Origin of the sequence: Pseudomonas sp. SWI44, from assembly GCF_002947915.1 — a bacterium.
Lineage (GTDB): Bacteria > Pseudomonadota > Gammaproteobacteria > Pseudomonadales > Pseudomonadaceae > Aquipseudomonas > Aquipseudomonas taiwanensis.
Map to the genome: position 1 here is coordinate 2,148,074 of NZ_CP026674.1, position 21,455 is coordinate 2,169,528.

14 protein-coding genes are annotated in these 21,455 nt (G+C 62.8%); 3 read left to right on the forward strand and 11 right to left on the reverse strand.

The annotated features are described in order from the left end of the window. Positions 1-64: 64 nt before the first annotated feature. The 8 genes from gltB to pilM all read right to left on the reverse strand — a co-directional run bounded on the left by gltB (position 65) and on the right by pilM (position 11,863). Positions 65-4,510 (reverse strand): glutamate synthase large subunit, encoded by a 4,446-nt coding sequence (gene gltB / locus C4Q26_RS10135; RefSeq protein WP_023378230.1) that lies wholly within the window; start codon positions 4,508-4,510, stop codon positions 65-67. A gap of 374 nt (positions 4,511-4,884) precedes the next feature. After that, entirely contained in the window at positions 4,885-6,510 is a 1,626-nt protein-coding gene (locus tag C4Q26_RS10140; protein ID WP_104883044.1) for an AAA family ATPase, read from the reverse strand. A gap of 15 nt (positions 6,511-6,525) precedes the next feature. After that, positions 6,526-7,623: a 3-dehydroquinate synthase gene (gene aroB / locus C4Q26_RS10145; RefSeq protein WP_023378228.1), complete on the reverse strand. Its 1,098-nt coding sequence runs from the start codon at positions 7,621-7,623 to the stop codon at positions 6,526-6,528. A gap of 97 nt (positions 7,624-7,720) precedes the next feature. Further along, a complete protein-coding gene (aroK, locus tag C4Q26_RS10150; protein WP_023378227.1) occupies positions 7,721-8,239 on the reverse strand; it encodes a shikimate kinase AroK in 519 nt (172 codons plus the stop codon). Positions 8,240-8,243: 4 nt separating this feature from the next. After that, positions 8,244-9,458 (reverse strand): type IV pilus secretin PilQ, encoded by a 1,215-nt coding sequence (locus C4Q26_RS10155; protein WP_371919600.1) that lies wholly within the window; start codon positions 9,456-9,458, stop codon positions 8,244-8,246. Continuing rightward, a complete protein-coding gene (locus tag C4Q26_RS10160) occupies positions 9,445-10,392 on the reverse strand; it encodes a pilus assembly protein PilP (RefSeq protein ID WP_256583396.1) in 948 nt (315 codons plus the stop codon). The genes C4Q26_RS10155 and C4Q26_RS10160 overlap by 14 nt, the downstream gene beginning before the upstream one ends. A 56-nt stretch (positions 10,393-10,448) precedes the next feature. Further along, positions 10,449-10,985: a PilN domain-containing protein gene (locus C4Q26_RS10165; RefSeq protein ID WP_104883047.1), complete on the reverse strand. Its 537-nt coding sequence runs from the start codon at positions 10,983-10,985 to the stop codon at positions 10,449-10,451. Further along, positions 10,973-11,863 (reverse strand): type IV pilus biogenesis protein PilM, encoded by an 891-nt coding sequence (gene pilM, locus C4Q26_RS10170; protein ID WP_104882282.1) that lies wholly within the window; start codon positions 11,861-11,863, stop codon positions 10,973-10,975. Before pilM ends, C4Q26_RS10165 begins: the two co-directional genes overlap by 13 nt. Positions 11,864-12,037: 174 nt before the next feature. Between pilM and C4Q26_RS10175 the strand changes: the two genes are divergently transcribed. After that, a complete protein-coding gene (locus C4Q26_RS10175; RefSeq protein WP_371919601.1) occupies positions 12,038-14,488 on the forward strand; it encodes a penicillin-binding protein 1A in 2,451 nt (816 codons plus the stop codon). Positions 14,489-14,733: 245 nt separating this feature from the next. On the opposite strand, the gene C4Q26_RS10180 is transcribed toward C4Q26_RS10175, so the two are convergent. The 3 genes from C4Q26_RS10180 to rpmE form a co-directional block, all read right to left on the reverse strand. Then, positions 14,734-16,002: a malic enzyme-like NAD(P)-binding protein gene (locus tag C4Q26_RS10180; RefSeq protein ID WP_023378221.1), complete on the reverse strand. Its 1,269-nt coding sequence runs from the start codon at positions 16,000-16,002 to the stop codon at positions 14,734-14,736. 180 nt (positions 16,003-16,182) lie between these two features. After that, complete coding sequence (locus C4Q26_RS10185; protein ID WP_023378220.1) at positions 16,183-17,004, reverse strand: thermonuclease family protein; 822 nt, start codon at positions 17,002-17,004, stop codon at positions 16,183-16,185. Positions 17,005-17,006: 2 nt separating this feature from the next. Beyond that, entirely contained in the window at positions 17,007-17,222 is a 216-nt protein-coding gene (gene rpmE, locus C4Q26_RS10190) for a 50S ribosomal protein L31 (RefSeq protein WP_023378219.1), read from the reverse strand. A 168-nt stretch (positions 17,223-17,390) separates the two neighbouring features. Here rpmE and C4Q26_RS10195 point away from each other — a divergent pair, with 168 nt between their 5' ends. After that, the gene (locus C4Q26_RS10195; RefSeq protein WP_023378218.1) at positions 17,391-19,610 is read left to right on the forward strand and encodes a primosomal protein N'; all 2,220 of its coding nucleotides are present in this window, start codon (positions 17,391-17,393) and stop codon (positions 19,608-19,610) included. 108 nt (positions 19,611-19,718) lie between these two features. Further along, positions 19,719-21,455, forward strand: a complete 1,737-nt coding sequence (gene argS, locus C4Q26_RS10200) for an arginine--tRNA ligase (RefSeq protein ID WP_023378217.1) — start codon at positions 19,719-19,721, stop codon at positions 21,453-21,455.

A 21,455-nucleotide genomic window follows, 5' to 3' on the forward strand; every position in this document is an offset into this window, starting at 1 on the left:
AGCTGCAAGACGATCACTTGAGCACGACGGGCCCCGCGCACGGGGCCGTCACTTGCAGCTGTTCTTACTGCGGGTTGGCACGGGTGCTGGACAGCAGTTGCTTCAGGTTGGCCGCCTTCGGCTTGACCAGCCAGAAACGCCGCACGTAGTCGTCCAGGTTCTCGGAGAGCTCACGCCCCCACTCGCTGCCGGTCTCTTCCACATACTCAGCCAGGACGCGCGCCAGGTGGCTCCGATAGGCCTCCATCGCCTCGCCACTGATCCGCTGGATTTCCACCAGCTCGTGGTTGAGTTTGTCGACGAAGGTATTGTCCATGTCGAGCACGTAGGCGAAGCCGCCAGTCATGCCAGAACCGAAGTTGTAACCGGTCTTGCCCAGAACGCAGACAAAGCCACCGGTCATGTACTCACAGCAGTGATCGCCAGTACCCTCGACAACAGCGTGGGCGCCGGAGTTACGCACAGCGAAGCGCTCGCCGGCAGTGCCAGCGGCGAACAGCTTGCCGCCAGTGGCGCCGTACAGGCAGGTGTTGCCGACGATAGCACTGTGTTGGGTTTCGAACGGGCTTCCGGCCGGTGGCACGATGGTCACCTTGCCGCCAGTCATGCCCTTGCCGACGTAGTCGTTGGCATCACCTTCCAGGTGCAGATTCAGGCCACCGGCGTTCCACACGCCAAAGCTCTGGCCCGCAGTCCCCTTGAAACGGAAGGTGATTGGCTTGTCGGCCATGCCCTGGTTGCCGTACAGCTTGGCGATTTCGCCAGAGATGCGGGCACCGATGGAGCGGTCGCAGTTGCAGATGTCGAGCGCGAACTCGCCACCCGCCTGGTCGCGGATCGCCGGAAGGGCCATCTCGACCATTTTCTCAGCCAGCTCACCCTTGTCGAACGGCGGGTTCTTGTCCACTTCGCAGAACTGCGGCTTGTCGGCCGGAATGTGCGAGCTGCCCAGCAGCGGTGTCAGGTCGAGGTACTGCTGGCGCTCGGTGTCGCCTGGCAGCACATCGAGCAGGTCGGTGCGGCCGATCAGCTCGCCGAGGCTGCGCACGCCGAGCTTGGCCAGCCACTCGCGGGTCTCTTCGGCGACGAAGGTGAAGAAGTTGATCACCATGTCGACGGTGCCGATGTAGTGGTCCTTGCGCAGCTTCTCGTTCTGAGTGGCGACGCCAGTCGCGCAGTTGTTCAGGTGGCAGATGCGCAGGTACTTACAGCCCAGGGCAATCATTGGCGCGGTGCCGAAGCCGAAGCTCTCGGCGCCGAGGATCGCGGCCTTGATCACGTCCAGACCGGTTTTCAGACCGCCGTCGGTCTGTACCCGGACCTTGCCGCGCAGGTCGTTTCCGCGCAGGGTCTGGTGAGTTTCGGCCAGGCCGAGTTCCCACGGGGCACCAGCGTACTTGATGGAGGTCAGCGGCGATGCACCGGTACCACCGTCGTAACCGGAGATGGTGATCAGGTCGGCATAGGCCTTGGCCACGCCAGCGGCGATGGTACCCACGCCCGCCTCAGCCACCAGCTTGACCGAAACCAGCGCCTGCGGGTTGACCTGCTTGAGGTCGTAGATCAGTTGCGCGAGGTCTTCGATCGAGTAGATGTCGTGGTGCGGTGGTGGCGAGATCAGGGTCACGCCAGGAACCGCATAGCGAAGCTTGGCGATCAGGCCGTTGACCTTGCCACCTGGCAGCTGGCCGCCTTCGCCGGGCTTGGCGCCTTGGGCGACCTTGATCTGCAGCACTTCGGCGTTGACCAGGTACTCGGGGGTCACACCGAAACGGCCGGTGGCCACCTGCTTGATCTTGGAGCTGCGGATGGTGCCGTAGCGCGATGGGTCCTCGCCGCCTTCACCGGAGTTGGAGCGCGCGCCCAGACGGTTCATGGCCTCGGCCAGCGCCTCGTGGGCCTCTGGCGACAACGCACCCAGCGAGATACCTGCGGAGTCGAAGCGCTTGAGGATGTCCTCCAGCGGCTCGATCTGATCCAGCGGCAGCGGCTGGTCGGCCACCTTCACCTTCAGCAGGTCACGGATCATCGACACCGGGCGCTGGTCGACCAGCGTGGTGTATTCCTTGAACTTGGCGTAGTCGCCCTGCTGCACGGCAGCCTGCAGGGTGTTGACCACGTCTGGGTTGTAGGCGTGGTATTCGCCGCCGTGGACGAACTTCAGCAAGCCGCCTTGCTGGATCGGCTTGCGCGCGCTCCAGGCTTCGGCCGCCAGCAGCTTCTGGTCACCTTCGAGGTCGACGAAGCGCGCGCCCTTGATCCGGCTGGAGACCCCTTTGAAGCTCAGGCCAACCACTTCCTCGGACAGGCCCACCGCTTCGAACAGCTGGGCGCCACGGTACGAGGCGATGGTCGAGATACCCATCTTCGACAGGATCTTGAGCAAGCCTTTGGAGATGCCTTTGCGGTAGTACTTGAACACTTCGTCCAGGTCGCCCAGCACTTCACCGGTGCGGATCAGGTCGGCCAGCACTTCGTAAGCCAGGTACGGGTAGACAGCCGAGGCGCCGAAGCCCAGCAGCACGGCGAAGTGGTGCGGGTCACGGGCGGTGGCGGTTTCCACCAGGATGTTGCTGTCGCAGCGCAGGCCTTGCTCGGTCAGGCGGTGGTGCACCGCGCCAACGGCCAGGGAGGCATGCACCGGCAGCTTGCCCGGGGCGATGTAGCGGTCGCTCAGCACCAGCTGGGTCTTGCCGCTGCGCACCGCTTCCTCAGCCTGGTCGGCGATATTGCGGATGGCTGCTTCCAGACCGACGCTTTCCTCATAGTTGAGGTCGATCAGCTGGCGGTCGAAACCTTCGCGCTCCAGGCTCATCAGCGAACGCCATTTGGCGGGCGAGATGACCGGCGAGCTGAGAATCACCCGCGAAGCATGCTCCGGGGACTCCTGGAAGATGTTGCGTTCGGCACCCAGGCAGATTTCCAGGGACATCACGATCGCTTCGCGCAGCGGGTCGATCGGTGGGTTGGTCACCTGGGCGAACTGCTGGCGGAAGAAGTCGTAAGGCGAACGCACGCGCTGGGACAGCACGGCCATCGGCGTGTCGTCGCCCATCGAGCCGACCGCTTCCTGGCCCTGCTCGCCGAGCGGACGCAGCACTTGGTCACGCTCTTCGAAGGTGACCTGGAACATCTTCATGTATTGCTTGAGCTGGTCAGCATCGTAGCTGGCCACGCCCTGGTCGTCGGTCAGGGTCGCCTGGATACGCAAGGCGTGCTGACGCAGCCAGCGCTTGTATGGGTGACGCGACTTCAGACGGTTGTCGATGGCATCGGTGTCGAGGATCTGGCCAGTCTCGGTATCGACGGCGAAGATCTGACCCGGGCCGACACGGCCCTTGGCCAGCACGTCTTCCGGCTTGTAGTCCCACACGCCGATTTCCGAAGCCAGGGTGATGTAGCCGTTCTTGGTCGTCACCCAACGTGCAGGACGCAGGCCGTTACGGTCGAGCAGGCAGACCGCGTGGCGACCTTCGGTCATGACGATGCCGGCCGGGCCGTCCCACGGCTCCATGTGCATGGAGTTGTATTCGTAGAAGGCGCGCAGGTCGGCATCCATGGTCTCGACGTTCTGCCAGGCTGGCGGCACCAGCATGCGCACGCCGCGGAACAGGTCGATGCCACCGGTGACCATCAGCTCCAGCATGTTGTCCATGCTCGAGGAGTCGGAACCGACGCGGTTGACCAGTGGGCCAAGCTCTTCGAGGTCGGGGATCAGGTCATTGGCGAATTTGGTGCGACGGGCCATGGCCCAGTTGCGGTTGCCAGTGATGGTATTGATCTCGCCGTTGTGGGCGAGGAAACGGAACGGCTGCGCCAGCGGCCATTTCGGCAGGGTATTGGTGGAGAAGCGCTGGTGGAACACACAGATCGCGGTCTGCAGGCGCTCGTCGCTCAGGTCTGGGTAAAACGCCGCAAGGTCACGCGGCATCATCAGGCCTTTGTAGATGATGGTCTTGTGCGAGAAGCTGCAGATGTAGTGGTCGGCATCATGGGCGTTGGCCACGGACGAGCGGCGACGGGCACTGAACAGCTTGATCGCGAATTCCTGGTCGCTCAGGCCTTCACCGCCGATGAACACCTGTTCGATCTGCGGCAGGCGCTCCAGGGCCAGGCGGCCAAGCACGCTGGTGTCGATCGGGACTTTGCGCCAGCCAACCAGCTTCAGGCCAGCCGCGAGGATTTCGCGGTCCATGTTGGCACGGGCGGCTTCGGCTTTGACCGGATCCTGGTTGAAGAACACCATGCCGACGGCGTACTGCTTGGGCAGTTCGACGGCAAAGTGCTCCTGGGCTACGGCACGCAGGAATTGATCGGGCTTCTGCATGAGCAGACCGCAACCGTCACCGGTCTTGCCGTCGGCGTTGATCCCACCGCGGTGGGTCATGCAGGTCAGCGCCTGCATGGCGGTTTGCAGAAGGTGGTGACTTGGCTCGCCCGTCATATGGGCGATCAGGCCGAAACCACAGTTGTCCTTGAATTCTTCGGGATGGTACAGACCTGTTTTCATAGACACTTTCTCACCAGGTTCACCTCTCAACCGGAGGCAAATCTCTTTTTAGTACAACCACTTACCATCCACGCCGATCAAACGCCAGCTTTTTTGCGGTGGCCATGGAAAACCATTGTTGCACAGCGACAGTGATACTCACAAATTTTCATGTCTCACCATTGAAAATTTATGTCGCAATTTTGAATGTTTTTGCGCCATGCGCCGTGATAGCGGCCTGGCTCGAGTCTGAAGCGTTTCAGCCATGACTGCAAGATTGGCTTGTGGCCGGCAGTCTGGGACAGAAAAGCCTGCCGCGCTCAGGCGCAGCAGGCTAGTCGAATGTCAGTGGTCGCTCAGCAACTGGGCGGCGGGGTATTGCCGCCCGGAAGGTTTCAGCGGGCCGAGGCCAGCTCTTGTTGGACGCTGGCGACGGTACGTGGCCAAGGTTTACCAGCCTGGACCTTGGCTGGCAAGTTCTTGATTGCCGCAACCGCTGCATCGCGGTTGGCGAAGTTGCCATAAGTGACGACGTACAGCGGCTTGCCCTGCAGGTTTTTCTTGAAGTAGCGATAGTCGCCACCCTGCGCCTTGACGAACGCCTGTGCCGATGCCTCGGAGCTGGTACCAAGGATCTGCACCACATAGTTGCCAGGTTTCTGGCCCGCGTACCAGCCGCTGTTGCCACTGCCACCGGCTGCCGGTTTTTCGGCCGGCTTGGCGGCCGGCTTGGCCGCAGCGACCTGGGTCGGTGCCTGGGCTGGCTTGGTAGGCGCAACCGGTTTGGCAGGCTGGGTTGCAACAGGCTTCTGCGCAGGCGCAACCGGCTGCACCGGAGCCGTGGTGACAGGTTGCGCGGGCGTCGGCGCAGGGCCAGCAGCCACGCCCTGGGGCGGTGCGATGGTCGTCACTGTAGGGGGAGTGCCCGGTTGCAGCGCGGTGTCGCCAGCCGGGCTGCCTTCCTCACCCTCACCCATGCCCGCGGCCTGAGCCAGCGGCTCACGCATCACTGGCTGCGACTGCCCTACCAGCGGCAGCGGCATCGGCTGGGACGTACCGGAGAACTCGATGGCCGGGCCACCATTGTTCGACTGCGCAGCCCCCGGCTGACCTTCGCCCAACGGCAACTGCGCCTGTGCGGCAGGGGCTTCGGCGGGCGCCTTGTCGCTTTTCTTCGGCATCAGAACCGCGGCCGCAACGGCGACCACAACCACAGCGGACAGCGCGAGCACGTGTTTCTTAGGCATTTTGAACCCCATGGTTGGTCGCTTGGCCGTTCCACGGCTGGCGATCATGGCTTCGATCAAAGTATCGCGGGCGACCTGGTTGATGTTGCCAGGCCAGCCGTCGGAGTTTTCATGGATATCGACGATCTGTTCACGGGTGAACACCTCGATGCCCCGGCCAGCACCATCCAGGCGTTGCTCCAGGTACTCGCGGGTTTCCTCCTCGCTGTAGGGCGCAAGCTCGATGATATGAAAACGCTCTTCCTCGACTTCGATTGCCTCCAACCCGGCAATCAGGGACGGCTCGCCGAACAGGAACACATGCGGACGCCCTTCCGGCATGCCCGCTGCCAATTCCAGCAACGCTTGGAGTGCCGACTCGTCGAGTTGTTCCGCATCGTCCACCAGCAAGTAGACTTCTTGCCCGGTCAGCGCCAGCTGCACCACCTGGGACAGGATAGCCTGCACCTCCGGCTGGGCCACACTCAGCGACTGCGCGACTTGCCCGAGCACGCTGGCGGCATCGCTGGCACCGCGGGCGGAAACCACCACGCTTTGCACGGACTGTTTGTTGGTGCTGGCCACCAGTGCCTGGCGCAGCAGGGTCTTGCCGCTGCCTACAGGACCTGTGACGACCAGCATCAAATGGCTATAACGGGCCAAGTGATGCAATTGCCCGAGCACCGGCTTGCGTTGGGCCGGGAAGAACTTGAAGCCGGGCACACGCGGCGCGAACGGATCGTGGCTCAACTGGTAATGGTCGAGAAACGCCTCATCGGCATGCAAACTGGTCATTGCGCTGTCACAACCTCAAAGCTGGGCCACGATCGCGCGGTAGTCCGCCGACAGCGTGGCCTGAAGAATCTCTTTCGGATAGTCGTCGGTTACCACGGCTTCACCCAGCTGGCGCAACAGCACCAGACGCAGGCGACCGTCGAGCACCTTCTTGTCGACCGCCATATGCTCCATGAAATGCGCCGGGGTCATTTCCTGTGGTGGCACCACCGGCAAACCTGCTTCCTGCATCAGGCGGATTCCGCGGTCCCGCGCCGGCTGGTCGATCCAGCCAAGGCGCATGGACATTTCCAGGGCCATTACCGTGCCCGCTGCCACGGCTTCGCCGTGCAGCCAGACACCATAACCCATGTGGGTTTCGATGGCGTGGCCAAAGGTATGCCCAAGGTTCAGGGTCGCCCGTACGCCGGACTCGCGCTCGTCGGCACCGACCACGGCCGCCTTGGCCGCACAGGAGCGACGGATGGCTTCGGTCAAGGCCGCAGGCTCCAGGGCGCGCAGGGCTTTCATATTCTGTTCGAGCCAGTCCAGGAAAGGCTTGTCGCAGATCAGGCCGTACTTGATCACTTCAGCCAGGCCGGCGGACAGCTCACGCTGGGGCAAGGTCTTGAGGCTGGTGGTGTCGATCAGCACCGCGTTGGGCTGATAGAAGGCACCGACCATGTTCTTGCCCAGCGGGTGATTGATCCCTGTCTTGCCACCTACGGAGGAGTCGACCTGCGACAACAGGGTGGTAGGCACTTGGATGAAGTCGACACCACGCTGGTAACAGGCGGCCGCAAAACCGGCCATGTCGCCGATCACGCCGCCACCCAGGGCTACCACGGTGGTACGACGGTCATGGCGGGCGGTCAACAGCGCGTCGAAGATCAGTTGCAGGGTTTCCCAGTTCTTGTGGGCCTCGCCGTCCGGCAACACCACAGGAAGCACCGAGTAGGCGCCCAGGGTATTGGCAAGGCGTTCGAGGTACAGAGGCGCGACGGTCTCATTGGAGACGATGGCGACTTGCCGCCCGGCAATGTGGGGTGCCAGCAATTCAGGCTGGTCCAACAGGCCTTCGCCAATGTAGATCGGGTAGCTACGCTCACCCAGGTCGACCTTTAGTGTCTGCATGTATCCCCACAATGTACTTTGGCGCGGCGTCGGTAGAGCGACCCACGCGGTGACGTTGAACCTCGCCTCGGCGCCGGACGCCGAGAATAGTCCCGGCTTACCGGGGCGGCAACTGCTGCAAGCGCTCCAGGATATCGAGCACGACCATGCGTGGCGGCCGCTCGTCGGTTTCCACCACCACGTCAGCGATTTCACGGTAGAGCGGGTCGCGAGCTTCGAGCAAGGCTCGCAGGGTCGCTTCCGGATTGGCTGTGCGCAACAACGGGCGATTCCGGTCCCGCGCTGTCCGGCCGACCTGTTGCTCGACCGACGCATGCAGGTAGATGACCCGCCCGCCCCGATGCAGGGCCTGACGGTTGGCTTCGCGCAACACAGCACCACCGCCGGTCGCCAGGACCACGCCATCGAGGCCGCAGAGCTCGGCGATCATCGCCTGCTCACGGTCACGAAAGCCCGGTTCGCCCTCTTTGTCGAAGATCCACGGGATGTTGGCGCCGGTTCGCAATTCAATTTCCTTGTCGGAATCCTTGAACAGCAGGCGCAACTCTTTGGCCAACAGGCGCCCGATGGTGCTCTTTCCAGCGCCCATGGGCCCCACAAGTATCAAATTTCGCACAGAATCAACGACTCACAGCAATCGCCTGGTCACTCATGATACGCGGAGTCAGGAAGACCAGCAGCTCGGATTTTTTCTCTTGTAATGCATCGCGTCGAAACAGCCGCCCAACATACGGCAGATCGCCAAAAAATGGCACCTTGTCGATCACTTTGTTTTGCGTGGTCGAATAGACTCCGCCGATCACTATCGTTTCGCCATCAGCTACACGAACCCTGGCATTGACCTCGTTCTTGCGGATCGGAGGCACGTCGTTCAAGGCGTTGACGTAGTCCGGCTCGTCCTTGGTCACTCTGACTGCCATGATCACCTTGCCGTCTGGGGTGATCTGCGGCGTGACCTCGAGGGACAACGATGCCTCGCGGAAAGCGACAGACGTGGCGCCGCTCTTGCTGGTCTCCTGATATGGCACTTCGGTGCCTTTGAGGATTCTGGCGGTTTCCTTGTCGCCCGTCACCACCTTGGGCTGCGAGATGATTTCGCCGTTGCCGCTTTTCTCCATGGCACTGAGCTCAAGATCCAGCAGCACTTCCGCGCGCAGCAAGCCCAACCCCACCCCGGAGGTCGCCCTGTCTACCCCCAAGTCAACGAACAAATCACGACCCAACTGCGCTGTTTCGCCATACAGCGGTCCACCCCAGCGCACGCCCAGGCTCTTTTCGTAGTCGACATTGGCCTCGACGATGCGCGCCTCGATCGCCACTTGCCGCAGCGGCACGTCCAGTTCGGCCACCAATCTGCGCAATTCGGCCAGCCTATCGGCTGGCTGGTGGGCGATCAGCGTGTTGGTACGCGCATCGACCGCCAGGCTGCCGCGACCGGTCAGAATACCGTCGTCCGCCAGGGTCGCCTGGAGCAACTCGACAAGTTCAGAAGCCTTGGCATGGTGGATGGGCAGCAATGCCCGGCTCAGGGGCTGCAACTGAGCCTCCAGCTCCTGCCCGATCCGCTCGCCCTGGGACTGCTCGGCCAACTCGGCGGCCGGCGCCACAAGCAACACATTGCCCTCTTGGTGACGGCCCAGCCCCTTGCTGCGCAACACCAGCTCCAGCGCCTGATCCCACGGCACATCCTGCAATCTCAACGTGATGTTGCCTTGCACGGCATCGCTGGCTACCAGGTTGATGCCCGCGTAGTCGGCCATCACCTGCAACACTGAGCGCACGGGCACATCCTGGAAATTCAGCGACAGCGGCTCCCCCCGGTCAGGCGCCGCCATGACCGGCGGGACTACCAACAACGCCGCCGCGATCCACCTCAACAGGCATTTCATCGTCTTCCCTGCTCCCCTCTTCCAGGCGCTTGCGCATCGCCAGAACAACCGTACGCGCCTGCCAGGCGCCGCCCAGGTAGAGGCGCTCGCGCACTTGCGTCGATCGTTCGTCGATTCGCACCACAATGCCTTCGTCTCGCCCCAGCCGGTCACCGGCACGCACGCGGTGCAGCTGCCCAGCAGCCAGCAACAAGGCTTCGTATGTATGTCCACGCGCAAGACTGCCGACCATTTCCAGTTGCGCCAGAGGCATGCCCTCCAGCCCGACCCGAGGCGAACGACTCGACCACGCGGCAAACGGATCGACCACTGGAGCCAGGGGTTGGGCCTTTGCAGGTATTTGGGCCAGCCACTCATTGGCCGGCTCGGGCGCTTCGGCATGGTAGGTGTGCACTTGCAAGCGCAGTCGTAACATCCCTGGGCGACCTTCTACCGCAGACAACGTCATATCAGCGGGCCGTAACAGGCGCACTTGGCCGAGCCAGTCGTCCAGCCATTGCCGCACCGCCGAGTAGCGCCCCACCACCTGCACATTCAAAGGCGTCTGGCGGTAGCCGGCCTGCATGACGTGATCGGGCACATCCAGTTGTTCGATGTGCAACCCCTGCGTATGCCCGGAAGTCACCAACCGATCGAGCAGGTCACTCATGCCTTCGCCGGCTGCAAGGCTCCAGCGCGCCTGATCCAAACGCCGCTCGGCATCGCTGAGCGCCTCCTGCGCACCAGCCAGCGTTTGCAACTGCCCGACCCTGGACCGATGCTCTTGCTCCAACTGCGCGTGCCTGGCCAGCTGCAAGCCTTGGCGCTCACGCAGCTCCGGCCACCTGAGCAAGCCACCCAGCATGAGCACCGTCAACGCCAGACCGACGGGCACAAGCACCCTGAAAGCCGTGGAGCGCCCCACGAGCCCCTGCCAGTCCACTGCCTGCAGCCTCCTCATGACCAGGACGCTCGCACCTGAGCCACGAGCAAGAATTCGTCACCACCCGGCACGCTCCTGACCCTGTGCAGCTGAAGATCGAGCATCACCGATGAGCGCTCCAGATCGCGCAGCAACTGGGCCAGCAGCGCACCAGACCCCGCGAGCCCGACGATCCGCAGTCGCCCATCCACGAGCTTCAGCTCGGTCAGTTGAACGCCCTGCGCAATAGCGCGTTCCAGATCGACGAACACGGCCTGCAGGACACCTTGCTCCGCCCGTAGCCCTTCCAGCGCCTGGAGCTGTTCGCGCAGTGACGCAAGGGCCGCCTGGGATTCCTCAAGCAACTGCATTCGCTCACCCAACTCGGCAAGCTTCGCCTCCTTGTGCTGGTTGAGCGCAAGTTGACGCTGCACACGCTGGCGAGCGAGCTGATCGAGCGCGATCACCAGGCACAAAGCCAGGGCCCCACTGGCAACCAAGGAGCCCTTGAATCGCTTGAGCGCGGCCTGTCGATGCCGTTCACGCCAAGGCAGCAGGTTCAGGCGCGGCATTGACCCATACCTCCTAACGCCAGGGCATAGGCAAGGACCAACGTCTCGCTGCAATTACCCAGGCCAGGCCTTGGCGGAAGTCGCCGGCAAGGGGCCACACGCTGCGTCCGCCACTCAGGGAACAGCCCTGGCTCGGGAGGAGCATGACTGGCGACCAGAATGTCGCTGACCGACACATGCTCGTCCAGCAGCTGCTGCACGGCACAGCGCACCTGCTCCCGGGTGGCGGGCGGCGCTAACTGCACCTCCCGGCGTTGCGGCAACGCGCCTTGGGGCCAGTAATGCAAGGTCGCACTGCCCCTCTCGATCCGGACCAAAGCCAGATCATCGGCACCGGGCTTCGGCAGCATCCGCTGCAAGGCCAGGCTGTCGACCTCCACCACCTCAAGCGCCAGGCCGGCATCGAGGAACAGCGCCTCGAACGGGTCGAGGGCGCTCTGCCTGCACGCCACCACCATGACGTCCAGCGTACCGGGCTGCACCGGAGAAGCACCCAATATCTGAAAGTCCAACGCCAGGTCTTCAAGCGGGAAGGGAAACAATTGATCGGCATCGAGCAGCAATTGCGCTTCGAGCTCGGTTTCAGACTGACCTGCGGGCAACTGGCACACCTTGCAGATCACCTGGTTCGCCGGCAGGGCCATGGCAACCTGGCGTTGACGAATGCCCGTTCGCCGATGGGCCCGTCGCAAAGCCGACACGATCCGCTCGGGATCAGCCAGCTGTTCGCCCACCGAAGGCAGATCGATTGGCTCTACGGCCCACCCCAGCACCTGGCAGCGCCCACGTCGCCGCTGAAGTTGCAGCATTCGTACGGAATCCGAGGTGATTTCCACCCCCAACAATGAACCGGCATCCTTGCCGAAGCGTCCAAACATCCTTGTTTCCTTGCTTCAATGGGCAGACCACAACCTGGCCTGATGGGCCGGACGGTTGCGCAAGCCACCCGGCCGGTCACCCGGAAAGACGAAAAATGCTTATAATGCCCAGCGTTTTTTGTCCGCCGGACCCACGCGCAATTCACTCCTCAACCTGGACACCCAAAAGCCTTGATACGCCTGCTGAAGTTCTTCTGGTGGTCACTCGTCGCAGTCACCTGCGCGCTCGTACTCGGTGTGAGCGGTGCGTTTCTGTATCTTAGTCCCAGCCTGCCCTCGGTCGAATCGCTCAGAAGTATCCAGTTGCAGATCCCGCTCAGGGTGTACAGCAGCGACGGCAAGCTGATTGCCGAGTTCGGCGAAATGCGCCGCTCGCCGATTCGTTTCGCGGAAATTCCCCCACAGTTCATTCAGGCGCTTCTGTCTGCCGAGGACGACAATTTCCTTAACCACTATGGCGTCGACCCAAGCAGCCTGATGCGCGCTGCGAGCCAGCTGGTAAAGTCCGGGCACATCCAGACCGGCGGCAGCACCATCACCATGCAGGTGGCGAAGAACTACTTCCTCACCAGCGAGCGCAGCTTCTCGCGTAAAACCAACGAGATCCTCCTTGCCTTGCAGATCGAACGCGAACTGACCAAGGACGAGATCCTCGAGCTGTACGTCAACAAGATCTACCTGGGTAACCGCGCCTACGGCATCGAGGCCGCCGCTCAGGTTTACTACGGGAAGTCGATCCGTGACGTGAGCCTGGCACAAATGGCAATGATCGCCGGCCTGCCCAAGGCTCCGTCTCGCTTCAACCCGCTGGCCAACCCGGTACGCGCCAAGGAGCGCCGCGACTGGATTCTCGGCCGCATGTACAAGCTCGGCAAAATCGACGAGGCAAGCTACCAGGCCGCCCTGGCCGAACCGTTGAACGCCAGCTACCACGTGCCGACGCCCGAGGTGAATGCACCCTACATCGCCGAGATGGCCCGCGCCGAGATGGTTGGCCGCTACGGCAGCGATGCCTATACCGAAGGTTTCCGGGTGACCACCACGGTGCCGAGCGACATGCAGGAAATGGCCAACAAGGCCGTCCTCAATGGGCTTTCCGATTACGATGAGCGCCACGGCTACCGCGGCCCCGAGGCACGTTTCCCGGGCAAGACCCAGGCAGCCTGGCTGCAAGAGCTTAACAAGCAGCGCACCCTGGGCGGGCTTGAGCCTGCCATCGTTACCTGGGTCGAGAAGAGCGGCCTGAAAGTGCTCACCCGTGGCGGCCAGGAAGAAGAAGTCTCCTGGGACACCATGAAATGGGCCCGCCCGTTCATCAACACCAACTCCCAGGGTCGCGCGCCTCAATCGCCGGCCGATGTCGCCCAGGTCGGCGACCTGGTGCGCCTGCAGCGCCTGGATGATGGCAAGCTCAAGTTCAGCCAGGTTCCCGGCGCACAAAGCGCTCTGGTAACCCTCGACCCTTACAACGGCGCGATCCGCGCCTTGGTCGGCGGCTTCTCGTTCGAGCAAAGCAACTACAACCGCGCGATGCAGGCCAAGCGCCAACCGGGCTCGAGCTTCAAGCCCTTCATCTATAGCGCTGCGCTGGACAACGGCTACACCGCCTCCAGCCTGGTCAACGATGCGCCGATCGTGTTCGTCGATGAGTACCTGGACAAGGTCTGGCGTCCGAAGAACGACACCAACACGTTCCTGGGGCCGATTCGCATGCGCGAAGCCCTGTACAAGTCGCGAAACCTGGTGTCGATCCGCCTGCTGCAGGCGATGGGCGTGGACCGCACCATCGATTACATCGCCAAGTTCGGCTTCAACAAGCAGGACTTGCCGCGCAACCTGTCGCTGGCGCTGGGGACCGCAACCCTGACGCCCATGGAAATCGCCACCGGCTGGAGCACCTTTGCCAATGGCGGCTACAAGATCAACCCCTACCTGATCGAGCGCATCGAGAGCCGCAACGGCGAGACCCTGTTCACCGCCAATCCGGCACGCGTCCCGCAAGGCGCCGAAGACCATGCAGGTCTGGCTGCGCCGGAGCAGCCGATCAGCACGGCCACGATGCCAGGTGAAGCACCGTCCAGCTACGGCCAGGTCGCACCGACCCCACAAGCACCGGTGGCTGCCGAGCAGATCATTGATGGCCGCACCACCTACATCCTGACCAGCATGCTTCAGGACGTGATCAAGCGAGGCACCGGCCGTCGTGCGCTGGCCCTGGGCCGTACCGACCTGGCAGGCAAGACCGGTACCACCAACGAGTCCAAGGACGCCTGGTTCTCTGGTTACAACGCCGACTACATCACCACGGTATGGGTCGGTTTCGACCAGCCGGAAACCCTTGGCCGCCGAGAATATGGCGGCACCGTGGCCCTGCCTATCTGGATGAACTTCATGGGCGCGGCGCTGAAGGACAAGCCCAACCATGCGCCGGCCGAGCCGGAAGGCATTCTCAGCCTGCGGGTCGACCCCATCAGCGGTCGTGCCGCCTCGCCAAGCACGCCGAACGCCTACTTCGAGCTGTTCAAGGCCGAAGACTCACCGCCCTCGGTGGATGAACTGGGCAATGGCGCAGCGCCAGGTAGCCCGCTGCCAGCGGATGAAGCAGCGCCGATGGATCTGTTCTAAGCCCGTTCGGGTGCTTGCCTAGCGCCGCGGCGGTGCGTGAATCGAGCGCCGCCCGCGCGGCGCATCGCGAGCAAGGCTCGCTCCTACGTCTGTTTCGGGCCAGTAACGTCAGTGGTAGATGCGCGCAAGCGCCTTTTATCGCGCCTGCTCGCGATGCGCCGCTCGATTTACACCCCCACAAAACTCAAGCGAAAAAAAGCCCCGACTCTCGCGAGCCAGGGCTTTTTCACATCGCTACGACTGGATCAGCCGTTGAACACTTCATCCACGCTTTTCAGCGGGTAGTGCTTCGGATACGGCAGGGTAGCCACGCCGGATTCGATCGCAGCCTTGGCCACGGCATCGGAAACGACGGTGATCAGACGTGCATCCAGCGGCTTCGGAATGATGTACTCACGGCCGAACTCCAGACCTTCAACACCGTAGGCTTCGCAGACTTCCTTCGGCACCGGCAGCTTGGCCAGGTCTTTCAGGGCGACGGCGGCGGCGATCTTCATTTCTTCGTTGATGCGCTTGGCACGAACGTCCAGAGCGCCACGGAAGATGAACGGGAAGCCCAGCACGTTGTTGACCTGGTTCGGGTAGTCGGAACGACCGGTCGCCATGATCACATCGCTGCGGGTGGCGTGGGCCAGCTCTGGGGAGATTTCCGGATCAGGGTTCGAGCACGCGAACACGATCGGGTTGGCTGCCATCGACTTCAGGCCTTCAGCGCTCAGCAGGTTCGGACCGGACAGACCAACGAACACGTCGGCACCATCCAGGGCATCGGCCAGCGTGCGCTTGTCGGTGGCGTGGGCGAACTGAGCCTTGTACTGGTTCAGGTCGTCACGACCGGCGTGAATCACGCCGCTACGGTCGATCATGAAGATGTTCTCGACCTTGGCACCCATGCTGACCAGCAGCTTCATGCAGGAGATAGCGGCGGCACCAGCACCCAGGCAGACGATCTTGGCATCTTCGAGTTTCTTGCCGGCGATTTCCAGGGCGTTGATCATGCCAGCGGCAGTCACGATAGCGGTGCCGTGCTGGTCATCGTGGAAGACCGGGATATCGCACTGCTCGATCAGGGTGCGCTCGATCTCGAAGCACTCAGGCGCCTTGATGTCTTCGAGGTTGATGCCACCGAAGGTGATGGAGATACGCTTGACGGTGTCGATGAACGCCTGTGGGCTTTCGGAGTCGACTTCGATGTCGAATACATCGATACCAGCGAAACGCTTGAACAGAACACCCTTGCCTTCCATGACCGGCTTGGACGCCAGTGGGCCGAGGTCACCCAGACCGAGGATGGCAGTGCCATCGGAGATCACCGCAACCAGGTTGCCCTTGCCGGTGTATTTGTAGGCCAGCTCCGGATCACGGCCGATCTCGCGCACGGGCTCGGCAACACCTGGGCTGTAGGCCAGGGCGAGGTCGCGGGCGGTGGCAGTTGGCTTGGAGAGCTCGACGCTCAGTTTCCCCGGACGAGGTTGAGCGTGATATTCGAGAGCGGCGGTTTTCAGGTCTGACATGGTGGGCATTTCCGCTATTTACTGTTCTGACGGACCGCCGAGGATACGCAAAGAGCCGGGGAGCCACAAGACTGGTCAGTCACTTGTGTCAAGGCCTTTAGCCTACGACTTTACGCTACAACCCACGGTGGATACGGCTTCCAGTGTGTACAATCTGATGGCGAAATGTCTACAATTATTTCACCGTGAAACGCGCTCCAGCATGCTCGGATCAGTCAATGGCAACACCCAGCGTCGCTGCCCTGGCTTAAGCCCCCCCTTGCGGGAACGGTCCAGCACCCAGCCACGCGCTTCGACCTGGCGTCCCTTGAGGTTATCGAAGAAGCTCGAAGGGAAGTTGCGTTGCAGACGAGCGGGAACCTGCAGCACCAGCGCATCGTCGAGTTCGAGCCAGACACCACCGCGATTGCGCTCGATGCCGGTGATTCTGCCGCCGATCACGGCAAACCCGGACCGTTTGACATCGCCACCGCGCACCACCGGTGAACGTCGCCACAACCCCGCTCCGGAAGCACGCGCTGCCTGTTCGGCGCTCTGCTGGCAACCGGCGAGGCGAACATTGGGCGCGACCGCGACACGATAGCCAAGCCCCTCGCTGAGTAAACGAGCTTCGAAATTGTCGCCATTGCGGCCGTAGACATGGGCCAAGGTGCGGCCGTACCTGTCCTTTGCCTCGACACCCGGCACCAGGCCTACGCGGCCATCACTGGCCTTGACCAACGCCTGCAGGCGTTGCCTGGCCATTTCGGCGTAAGGCTCACTGCTGCGCCCTTGGCGCCCAATCTCCGGGGCATTGATACCGATCAGACGCACACTGCGACCGTCGGTCAGGCGCAAGGTATCGCCATCGACGATCTGTCGCACGGCTACCATCTGCGGGTTTTCCGGCAGCGGGCAGAACGCCAGAGCCGGAAAATGCCACATCGCGCCCACAAAAAAAGCGCCCACAAGGGGCGCCTTTTTTTGCAGCAATGCGAAGCCCGAAGGATTCGCCATGCGCATGATTACTTCTTGGTACCGAACATACCGAAGCGATCGGCGAACTTCTGTACGCGACCACCGGTGTCCAGGACTTTCTGCTTACCAGTGTAGAACGGGTGGCACTGGGAGCACACGTCGATCGCCAGCGGCTTGGCCAGGGTCGAACGGGTTTCGAATTTGTTGCCGCAGCTGCAGGTGACTGCAACTACTTCGTAGTTCGGATGAATATCTGCTTTCATGGTCACTTCCTCGAGCTGCGTGCCGCCACCCAACACCAATTGTTGAATACCGCACGTAATTAGGCGGCGAATAATACCAGAGCACAGCGTCAGCGCAAGTTGTCGCTTGCACCGACGGTCGTCTGCTAGTCTCGCCACTCGTTGAAATACCCTGCCGAGACCTTCCGCGTGTCCGACGTCATACTGCGCCTTGCCCTCCCTTCTCCCTTGCGTCGCCTGTTCGACTATCGGGCACCGGCGAGCATGGCGCGCCAGGTACTGGAGCCTGGCATGCGTATTCGCGTGCCATTCGGCCGGCGCGAAATCATCGGCGTGCTGGTGGAGGTCTGCGACCAGAGCGAAGTGCCCGCTGACAAGCTAAAGCCGGCGATTACCCTGCTCGACCCGGTCTCACCCGTGCCCACTGCCCTGTTCAAGCTGTGCCTGTGGACCGCCCAGTACTACCAGCACAGCTTGGGCGACACCCTGAGCTGGGCGCTGCCCTCCCTGCTGCGCCAGGGTGAACCGGCCGAGATGCGCCAGGAGCGCTTCTGGCACGTCGCCCCTGGCGCGCGCCTGGAAGACCCACGCATCGCCCGTGCTCCGCGCCAGCGTGATGCACTCAAGACACTGGCCCAGCATCCGCACGGCGTGGCCCATAGCCTGTTGAGCAAACTCAACCTGAACAAGGACAGCCTGGACCTGCTGCTGGCCAAGGACCTGGTCCAGGTCGAGGTCCGCCGCCATCTGCCCGGGGCACGGCATGAGCACTGGCTGGCTCAGCCGGAACTGCCGCTCAATGAAGAGCAGCGCGAGGCCTTCGACACCGTGCGCGAGGGCTTTGGCAGCTTCGCCGCCTTTCTCCTGGCTGGTGTCACCGGCAGCGGCAAGACCGAGGTCTACCTGCAACTGATCCGCGAAACCCTGGAGGCCGGCAAGCAGGCACTGGTGCTGATTCCGGAGATCAACCTGGGCCCACAGACCCTGGCGCGCTTCGAGCAACGCTTCAATGCCCGCATCGCCTTGCTGCATTCGGCCGTCAACGACCGCGAGCGCCTCGACGCCTGGCTGGCCGCCCGTGATGGCGAAGCCGACATCATCATCGGAACGCGCTCGGCCTTGTTCACGCCGATGAAGAACCCAGGCCTGATCATCATCGACGAGGAGCACGACGGCTCTTATAAACAGCAGGAAGGGCTGCGCTATCACGCCCGCGACCTGGCGCTGGTACGGGCGCATCAAGAGAACATCCCGATCGTACTCGGCTCCGCGACACCTTCGCTGGAAACCCTGCACAACGCCCTGACCGGACGCTACCGCCTGCTCCGCATGAACCAGCGCGCCGGCGGCGCCCGCGCCCCGCGCATGCTGCGCCTGGATGTGAAAAGCCTGCCATTGGACAGTGGCATCAGTGGCCCACTGCAGCAGGCCATCCGCCAGACCCTGGAAGCCGGCCAGCAGGTGCTGGTGTTCCTCAATCGGCGCGGCTTTGCCCCCACCCTGCTGTGTCATGACTGCGGCTGGTTGTCCGAATGCCCGCGCTGCGATGCCCGCATGACCGTGCACCAGCGCTCCGGTGTCCTGCGCTGCCACCACTGCGGCTATGACGAGCGCCTGCCGCAGCAGTGCCCGCAGTGCAATCACGTCGACCTGCGCCCTGTGGGGGCCGGTACCGAGCGGGCCGAAGAGCGCCTGAAGGTTCTGTTCCCGGACTACCCGATCCTGCGCGTCGACCGCGACAGCACCGCTCGCAAGGACGCCATGCACAACCTTTTCACCACCATCCAGCGCGGCCAGCCGAGCATTCTCGTAGGCACCCAGATGCTGGCCAAGGGTCACCACTTCCCGCGGGTGACCCTGGTTGCCATTCTCGATGCCGATGGCGGATTGTTTTCCGGCGACTTCCGCGCCAGCGAGCGCATGGCGCAGTTGATCGTCCAGGTAGCAGGCCGTGCTGGCCGTGCGGAGGAGCCAGGCAAGGTCATCATCCAGACCCACCTGGCCGATCATCCGCTGCTGGTGCAACTGACCGAGCAAGGCTATTTCGCCTTCGCCGAACAGGCCCTGAGCGAGCGCCGCACGGCGGGCCTTCCGCCGTATTCCCACCTCGCCCTGCTGCGTGCCGAAGCCCACAAGCCGGGCCAGGCAGAAAGCTTCCTCGACGAGGCGTGCGCCGCAGCCGAGCGACTGGTTGCCGAGCAGGCCCTGCCTGGTATCGAGCTGTTGGGCCCAGTGCCTGCACCGATGGAGCGCCGCGCGGGACGCTTCCGCGCTCAACTCTTGATCCAGGCCAACACCCGCGCCCCCTTGCATCGACTGATCAGCGCCTGGTTGCTAGTGTTGGAGCAGATGCCGAGCGGGCGTCAGGTACGCTGGTCACTGGATGTCGATCCAGTCGACCTTTATTAAGGTTGCCGCGCAAAGGTTGGCAACCCGGCCCCAGCAACGGATAATGCCCAGTTTTTCCACCTGCGCATCCAGGCGCTCCACCGCGCTTGCGGTCGAAAAGAGAACCCCATGAAAGACACCATTCGCCAGCTGATCCAGCAAGCCCTCACCCAACTCGTCACCGACGGTGTGCTGCCTGAAGGGCTGTCGCCGGCGATCCAGGTGGAAAACGCCCGGGACAAGACCCACGGCGACTTCGCCAGCAACATCGCCATGATGCTGGCCAAGCCTGCGGGCATGAAGCCCCGCGACCTGGCCGAAAAGCTGATCGATGCGCTGCCGGCCAGCGCCGACATCAGCAAGGTCGAGATCGCCGGCCCAGGCTTCCTGAACTTCTTCCAGAACACCGACGCCCTGGCCAACCGCCTGGACGCCGCATTGGCCGATGCCCACCTGGGCGTGCACAAGGCGGGGCCGGCGGAAAAGGTCGTGATCGACATGTCGGCGCCGAACCTGGCCAAGGAGATGCACGTCGGCCACCTGCGTTCGACCATCATCGGTGACAGTGTCGCGCGCGTGCTGGAATTCCTCGGCGATGACGTGATCCGCCAGAACCACGTGGGCGACTGGGGGACCCAGTTCGGCATGCTGCTGGCGTATCTGGAAGAAAACCCAATCACCAGCGACGAACTGTCGGACCTGGAAAACTTCTACCGCGCCGCCAAAAAACGTTTCGACGAATCCGAAGAGTTCGCTACCCGCGCCCGTGGCCTGGTCGTGAAGCTGCAAGCCGGCGACCCGGATTGCATGGCGCTGTGGACACGCTTCAAGGACATCTCGCTGTCGCACTGCCAGAAAACCTACGAGTTGCTCAACGTCAAACTGACCATGGCCGACGTGATGGGCGAAAGCGCCTACAACGATGACCTGGCCAATGTGGTCGCCGACCTCAAGGCCAAGGGCCTGCTGGTCGAAGACCAGGGCGCACAATGCGTGTTCCTCGAGGAATTCAAGAACAGCGAAGGCGAACCTCTGCCGGTAATCGTGCAGAAAGCCGACGGCGGCTACCTGTACGCCACCACCGACCTGGCTGCAGTGCGCTACCGCAGCAACGTGCTCAAGGCCGATCGCGCCCTGTACTTCGTTGACCAGCGCCAGGCCCTGCACTTCAACCAAGTGTTCGAGGTGGCCCGCCGTGCCGGCTTCGTCGGCCATCCGATGCGAATGGAACACATGGGCTTCGGCACCATGAACGGCGCCGATGGCCGTCCATTCAAGACCCGCGACGGCGGCACCGTGAAGCTGATCGACTTGCTTACCGAAGCCAAGGAGCGCGCCTACACCCTGGTCAAGGAAAAGAACCCAAGCCTGGCCGAGGACGATCTGCGCCACATCGGCGAAGTGGTGGGTATCGGCGCTGTCAAATATGCCGACCTGTCCAAGCACCGCACCAGTGACTACAGCTTCAACTTCGAATTGATGCTCAATTTCGAAGGCAATACCGCCCCCTACTTGCTGTACGCCTACACCCGCGTAGCCGGCGTTTTCCGCAAGCTCGGCAAAGGCTTTGACGAGGTCGAGGGCAAGATCGTATTGCAGGCGCCCCACGAGCAGGACCTGGCCGCACGCCTGGCGCAGTTCGGCGAAATCCTCAACAACGTCGCCGACAAAGGCACTCCGCATGTACTGTGCAGCTACCTGTACGACCTCGCCGGCCTGTTCTCCAGCTTCTACGAGAACTGCCCGATCCTGGCTGCCGAGAACCCGGAACAGCAGCAAAGCCGCCTGCGCCTGGCCGCACTGACCGGCCGCACCCTGAAACAAGGTCTGGAACTGCTCGGCCTGGAAACCCTGGAGCGCATGTAA

Excerpts from the sequence above, each read along its gene's own strand:
- gltB (WP_023378230.1), bottom strand. The coding sequence starts at position 4,510 with ATGAAAACAGGTCTGTACCATCCCGAAGAATTCAAGGACAACTGTGGT.
- C4Q26_RS10140 (WP_104883044.1), bottom strand. The coding sequence starts at position 6,510 with ATGACCAGTTTGCATGCCGATGAGGCGTTTCTCGACCATTACCAGTTG.
- aroB (WP_023378228.1), bottom strand. The coding sequence starts at position 7,623 with ATGCAGACACTAAAGGTCGACCTGGGTGAGCGTAGCTACCCGATCTAC.
- C4Q26_RS10155 (WP_371919600.1), bottom strand. The coding sequence starts at position 9,458 with ATGGCGGCGCCTGACCGGGGGGAGCCGCTGTCGCTGAATTTCCAGGAT.
- C4Q26_RS10165 (WP_104883047.1), bottom strand. The coding sequence starts at position 10,985 with ATGCCGCGCCTGAACCTGCTGCCTTGGCGTGAACGGCATCGACAGGCC.
- pilM (WP_104882282.1), bottom strand. The coding sequence starts at position 11,863 with ATGTTTGGACGCTTCGGCAAGGATGCCGGTTCATTGTTGGGGGTGGAA.
- C4Q26_RS10180 (WP_023378221.1), bottom strand. The coding sequence starts at position 16,002 with ATGTCAGACCTGAAAACCGCCGCTCTCGAATATCACGCTCAACCTCGT.
- C4Q26_RS10185 (WP_023378220.1), bottom strand. The coding sequence starts at position 17,004 with ATGCGCATGGCGAATCCTTCGGGCTTCGCATTGCTGCAAAAAAAGGCG.
- rpmE (WP_023378219.1), bottom strand. The coding sequence starts at position 17,222 with ATGAAAGCAGATATTCATCCGAACTACGAAGTAGTTGCAGTCACCTGC.
- argS (WP_023378217.1), top strand. The coding sequence starts at position 19,719 with ATGAAAGACACCATTCGCCAGCTGATCCAGCAAGCCCTCACCCAACTC.